This is a genomic window from Methanosarcina sp. A14, assembly GCF_001729375.1.
Taxonomy (GTDB): domain Archaea; phylum Halobacteriota; class Methanosarcinia; order Methanosarcinales; family Methanosarcinaceae; genus Methanosarcina; species Methanosarcina barkeri.
This window is the reverse complement of sequence record NZ_LZPK01000209.1, coordinates 1-5,616: the sequence shown is the minus strand read 5'-3', so window position 1 is coordinate 5,616 and position 5,616 is coordinate 1. Positions and strand designations below refer to the sequence as shown.

The 5,616-nt window shown below is 37.2% G+C and carries 4 protein-coding genes; 2 read left to right on the top strand and 2 right to left on the bottom strand.

The features are described from left to right. Nucleotides 1–172: 172 nt before the first annotated feature. Nucleotides 173–1,717: a 2,3-bisphosphoglycerate-independent phosphoglycerate mutase gene (gpmI, locus tag A9239_RS10640; RefSeq protein ID WP_048156508.1), complete on the bottom strand. Its 1,545-nt coding sequence runs from the start codon at nucleotides 1,715–1,717 to the stop codon at nucleotides 173–175. A gap of 246 nt (nucleotides 1,718–1,963) precedes the next feature. On the opposite strand from gpmI, the gene A9239_RS10635 reads away from it, so the two are divergent. Beyond that, nucleotides 1,964–2,566, top strand: a complete 603-nt coding sequence (locus tag A9239_RS10635; protein WP_048122284.1) for an acetate uptake transporter — start codon at nucleotides 1,964–1,966, stop codon at nucleotides 2,564–2,566. A gap of 687 nt (nucleotides 2,567–3,253) precedes the next feature. Continuing rightward, nucleotides 3,254–4,177, top strand: coding sequence for a UbiA family prenyltransferase (locus A9239_RS10630; RefSeq protein ID WP_048122286.1), 924 nt, complete (start codon nucleotides 3,254–3,256; stop codon nucleotides 4,175–4,177). Between the two features lie 171 nt (nucleotides 4,178–4,348). Here the strand turns inward: A9239_RS10630 and A9239_RS10625 are convergent, their stop codons facing one another. Further along, nucleotides 4,349–5,134: a winged helix-turn-helix domain-containing protein gene (locus A9239_RS10625; RefSeq protein WP_048122287.1), complete on the bottom strand. Its 786-nt coding sequence runs from the start codon at nucleotides 5,132–5,134 to the stop codon at nucleotides 4,349–4,351. Nucleotides 5,135–5,616: the final 482 nt, after the last annotated feature.

Sequence of the window (5,616 nt, the reverse complement as noted above, 5' to 3'; positions counted from 1 at the left end):
TATGAAAGGAAAATTAGGAAAGGAAAATTAGGAAAGGAAAATTAGGAAAGGAAAATTAGGAAGGAAAAATTAGGGTTTCTGAAATTTCTGGCTGCTTTTCTCGTTATTTCGTAATTTTCAGATAATTTCTCCTTCTTAAATAATTTCAGATTATTTTTTTCTTTTTAAATTATTATTTTATAATAAGAGATTCTCCTGTCATCTCCTCAGGCTTTCGGATCTTGAGGAATTCCAGAAGGGTTGGTGCAAGATCACACAGTTTTCCGTTCTTAAGTCCTTTAACTTCATCGTTTCCGAAGTAAATGCACTTTACCGGATTTGAAGTATGTGCAGTATGTGGCTCTCCCGTTGTCGAATTTTCCATCTGTTCGGCATTTCCATGGTCTGCGGTTATAATTGCTACGCCTCCTACCTCTTTCAGACACGCGGCAATTTTGCCCACGCAGCTATCTACGGCTTCCACTGCCTTTACTGCAGCCTCAAAGATACCGGTATGCCCGACCATATCCATGTTTGCGAAGTTAAGGACAATCACATCATACTTTCCTGACCGAATCCTCCCTATCACTTTCTCCGTAACCTCATATGCACTCATTTCGGGCTTAAGGTCATAGGTAGCAATCTTTGGTGACGGGATGAGGCAGCGGTCTTCTCCCTCATAACATTTTTCCTGCCCTCCATTAAGGAAAAAGGTCACATGAGCATACTTTTCTGTTTCGGCAATCCGAAGCTGGGTCAGTCCCTGCTTGCTCAGTACTTCGCCAAGCACATTTTCAAGTTCTTCCGGTGGGAAAGCTATAGGCAAATCAAGGGTTTCATCGTACTGGGCCATACAGACATAGTAAACTTTCGGGTGTTTTTCTCTGGGAAAGTTCTCAAAGTCTTGATTTACAAAAGCCCAGGTAAGCTGCCGTGCTCTATCAGGCCTGAAATTAAAAAAGATTATAGAATCATTATCCTTTATGACTGCCTCAGGCTTTCCTTCTGAATCTGTGATTACAGTCGGTTTTACAAACTCATCAGTTTCTCCTCTATCATAAGCTTCAGAAACTGCAGTTTCTGCATCAGGAGTTTTGTAAGGCGCAACTCCCAGAGTCAGGGCATCATAGGCAAGTTTTGTTCTATCCCAACGTTTATCTCTGTCCATTGCATAATAGCGCCCTGATATAGTTGCGATTTTAGCATTTCCGTGCTCCTTACAAAAAGCATCAAGCTCCTTTATATCTTTGAGGGCGGCTTTAGGAGGCACGTCTCTGCCATCCAAAAAAGCATGTATATATACTTTTTTCAACCCTTCCTGCTGTGCGAGCTTGATAAGGGAATAAATATGGGTCATATAGCTATGAACGCCTCCGTAGGAGACAAGCCCCATGAGATGCAGGCTGGAATCGTTGGCTTTGGCATTTGAAATTGCACCCAAAAAAGCCGGATTCTTGAAGAAGTCACCTTTCCTTATGGAGAGATTTATTCGGGTTAGGTCCTGGTACACAATTCGCCCTGCCCCTATATTCAGGTGCCCGACTTCAGAGTTTCCCATCTGGCCTTCCGGAAGGCCTACAGCTTCCCCTGAGGCTTCTAAGAAACACCAGGGATATTCTTCTATCAGAGAGTCAAGATTTGGAGTTCTGGCTGCCAGGATAGCGTTTCCTTCTCTTGCTTCCCTGTAGCCCCAGCCATCAAGAATAATGAGCATAAGAGGTTTTTTTGCATGAGTCATATGAAGCAAATTCCACACTCGTTCATAAATAGCTTATTATGAAAATTTTTAACAACTCGTGGGGACTATTATATTATTTAGTTATATTGTATTGAAAATATAAATACTGTCCTTAATTATAAGTATTAACAATTACATATTTCCAAAATGTGAAAAACGGACCTTAAAAACAACTGAGTATCTTAATGTTATTTTTATTGGAAGTTTGGGTTAGATTTCCGGTAACGGGAAGGAGGATTTAATTTTATGAGTCAAAATATTAAAGACGTCATGAATATTCGTGATATAAAAATAACGGATTTATCCGCAAACCCTGCTCCTCTGGGTTTAATGGGCTTCGGAATGACAACTGTACTATTGAATATACACAATGCGGGTTTCTATCCGATGAATGCGATGATCCTTTCGATAGGTATCTTTTACGGTGGATTAGCTCAGGTCATTGCCGGACTCGAGGAATGGAAGAAAGGAAATACCTTTGGAGCCACTGCTTTTACCTCATTCGGGTTTTTCTGGCTTTCTCTGGTGGGGATTATCCTTATTCCTAAGTCTCCAGACTACGCAGGGCTGGCCACAGAGTCACTCCCATTTGCTGCATACCTATTCATGTGGGGAGTTTTCACCCTATTCATGTTCATAGGTACTCTCAAAGGCTCAAAGGCTCTCTCCGTTGTTTTCCTGACCCTTACAATCCTGTTCTTCTTGCTTGCAGCAGGAAATTATCTGGAAAGTGCCGGAATCCTGAAGATAGCCGGTTATGAAGGAATCCTTACAGGACTCTCTGCAATATACACAGCCCTTGGTCAGGTATTAAATGAAGCATATGGAAAGAAAATAGTTCCTTTATAATATTTGTAATCCTTTTTTTCTGGGCTTTACTGCCCTCTATTTTTAATGTTTAATCATTTCTGCTGATCAGAGCCTTCCGAAAAAGTTTTTATTCGATTTTATTCAAGCACATTTTAAATCATTTTCCAGAATTACATCGGTGCCGTTCAACATATTTATTTTGGCTCTTCGCTGTTTTGAGTGAGTAGTTTAACCCACTTTCCACAGTAAAATTTGATATTTTACAAGTTTCTTGATATCGATTTTAAATCAAACGTGGATTTATTGAACTTTTATGCAGAAGGAAAAATCGACTATGTGGTGTATTTAGAGAACAAAAAGATACCATTCAATTTTCACGAAATGCCCATAAGAGTTCAAATTAAAGGAATCTGTTTCAAAAAGCGTTATCAGGAAAAATATTGATTTTTAAAAAAACACCGCAAAATGTGAGTTTACCATCCATTTCTTACTATGGAAACCACGCGTTTAAACCTAAAAAATATTGTATTGTTTGGATGCCTTTCAGGATACACGCCAATATTTTTAAGGATAGCAAGAACATGATTCTCTTCTAAAATAATCGTTAGTTTACTCAGCTAGTGTTAGCTTATTTCTCTAAAACATAGACGATTCCTTATATCTTACAAACATTGTAAAATCTTATACTGAATAAATAATATTTAAAAGTGTTCCAATATTATTTTTATGAGCTCCAATGTATTTTTCGGAAGTTTTGAACGTTTTCTCAGGTACAGACGAAAGAATGCCCCAGAATATGGGAAAAAGAATGCCACACTAGAACTCTTAAAAAGTTCCATATTAGTTGCATTTTCAGGCGCATTAAGGATTCATATTGCCTTCCTCCTGCTTCAAATTCATTCAAGTATATTCACCTGTATTGCAGGAGGACTCGTAATTTACAGCGTATATACACTCGACAGGGCTCTTGGATCAGAAGAAGATATTATAAACCGGAAAGAGTTAAGTGGGTCAAGAAAAGAAATAGGACTTGCAGTCTCTATGATTACCTTCGTGATAGGAAGCTATGTACTGGCAAAAGAAGGAATGCTAGCACTTGCATTCTTACCTCTCATAACCGGCTTCCTTTATAGTAAAGGAATTAAAATAGGAAAATTCGCTTTAAAACTCAAAGGTGGACTTGGAGGCAAAAATTTTGTTGTAGGTCTCACCTGGGGGGCTTTCATTTCAGGGCTTGCAGGCAGCACCTGTAGGAGCATGCTCCCAATAATTTTAGTTTTCACTTTCTTTGGGGTTAAGCTCTTCATCAATTCTGCTATATATGACTTCAAAGATATCAAAGGAGATACTCTCGCAGGTATCAAAACCCTTCCTGTAAGCCTTGGGGCACAAAACACCCGTAATTTCCTTCTTGGATTGCACCTGCTCTCCCACCTGATTCTCGGTATTTCTATAATTAATGGAGTCCTTGCTTTTGAACCTATCATTATCCTCTATAGCTTTATATGTGGGCTGATCTGCATCCATAATTATACAAAAACTGATAACATAGAGTCTCGTTCCCGCAAGTTAGAAAGAACAATTCTTGTAGATGGAGAATCAACCTCAATTGTCGGACTGAGAACTATTGCAAGTGTCTTTTTAACATAAAGGGATTCAAAATGAAAATTTGTGTGGAAGTGGGAAAGCAGTGAAAAAACATAAAAATATATAGAAAATTTTACTTAGTTATTTGGAGATTTATCTGGAAAAAACCAAATTCTTCAATCCCGATTTACCTCTCCAGTTTTAAGGTTTCTTCCCAGAAACCTTCAACAAGTTTTATAGATTTTTTATTTCAATTGAATTATCTTTGTAATACTTAAAAAGATCTTCACCCCATTTGAGTGAAGAGGAGTCAAAACCTATCAGATCGTTTCTAGGATCAAAGGTTCCGTTTTTGAAAAAGAGCGAAAGGGATAGGAAACGATCTGTTACCACAAAGGCTACTTTTGCATTGTCGTATACATAAAGACCCGTGTGCTTGAATTTAAGGAATTCTTCAATCTGAACACTATGTTCACTTTTTATTTTAAAAAATACATTAGGTGTAAGAATTATTGAAATGGGAATATTCCTACGGGCTAAATCTAAAAACATCATGGGATGGCTTGGAAGGAAAATGGATGAAAAGCCCATGAAGTGGATAGAAGTCCTTACGTTCTCTATAAATGCTTTATGAGTATCGTAAATATGTTCCTGTTCATCTCTTACGACTCTACACTCTTTAAGTTCCTGAATTCTGTTTAACAATATATCAGGAATCGCAGCGAGGTCATGATCTTTCCAGAAAATTTCGTTTGCTTCTATAGCTGTCAGAGTATCCAGTAAGGGTCTGTAATGTATGGCTGAAACTTTTCCAATAGGTGTCAGCCGATACAGTCCCTCCTGCCTGACAATCAAATTTGAACCTTCCATTTCTTTAAGGCGAGGCAGGATTTCAGGTGACCTTACATCAAAGTAATCTTTAATTTCGGAAAGAGTTCTTGGATTCTCTTGAAGTAAAAATAGAATATCCTTCCTTTTTTCTGAAAAGGTGAGAATGCTTAAGAGTCCACTAGCTTTCACTTATATCAACCCACTATTTTATTACGTCTCGGGAGCTAATCGGGGATTAATGTCCAAAGTAGGATTTTTGCTTCTGGTTTACAATATATAAAATTTAAGTTCATACCCCTCTCATTTTTTAACCAGATTAAAGATTAGCAGTTCTATTAAGATATTATAGCATTGCTAGAATGTTATACGAATTCAATATATATTATCTTTTTCAAAAGTGTACAAGTTATTAATAATTTTTTTCTCCTATTCTATATTTTACGTATCAGTCTTCCTGAAACATTAAATGACTTTGTAAATAATGTTTTTTCTTTTTGAAATAAATTATGTATGTTAATGATATCCGATTATTCTACTAATATAGGCTCAGTATTGATTCTCCCTGAAAATAGGACAAGAATCATAATTAAAAAATTAATTTTCATTGTTAAGAAATAGAATAAATAATTTAAAAAAGTACGTAGGATTTGAATGAGAAGTGTACTCAATAC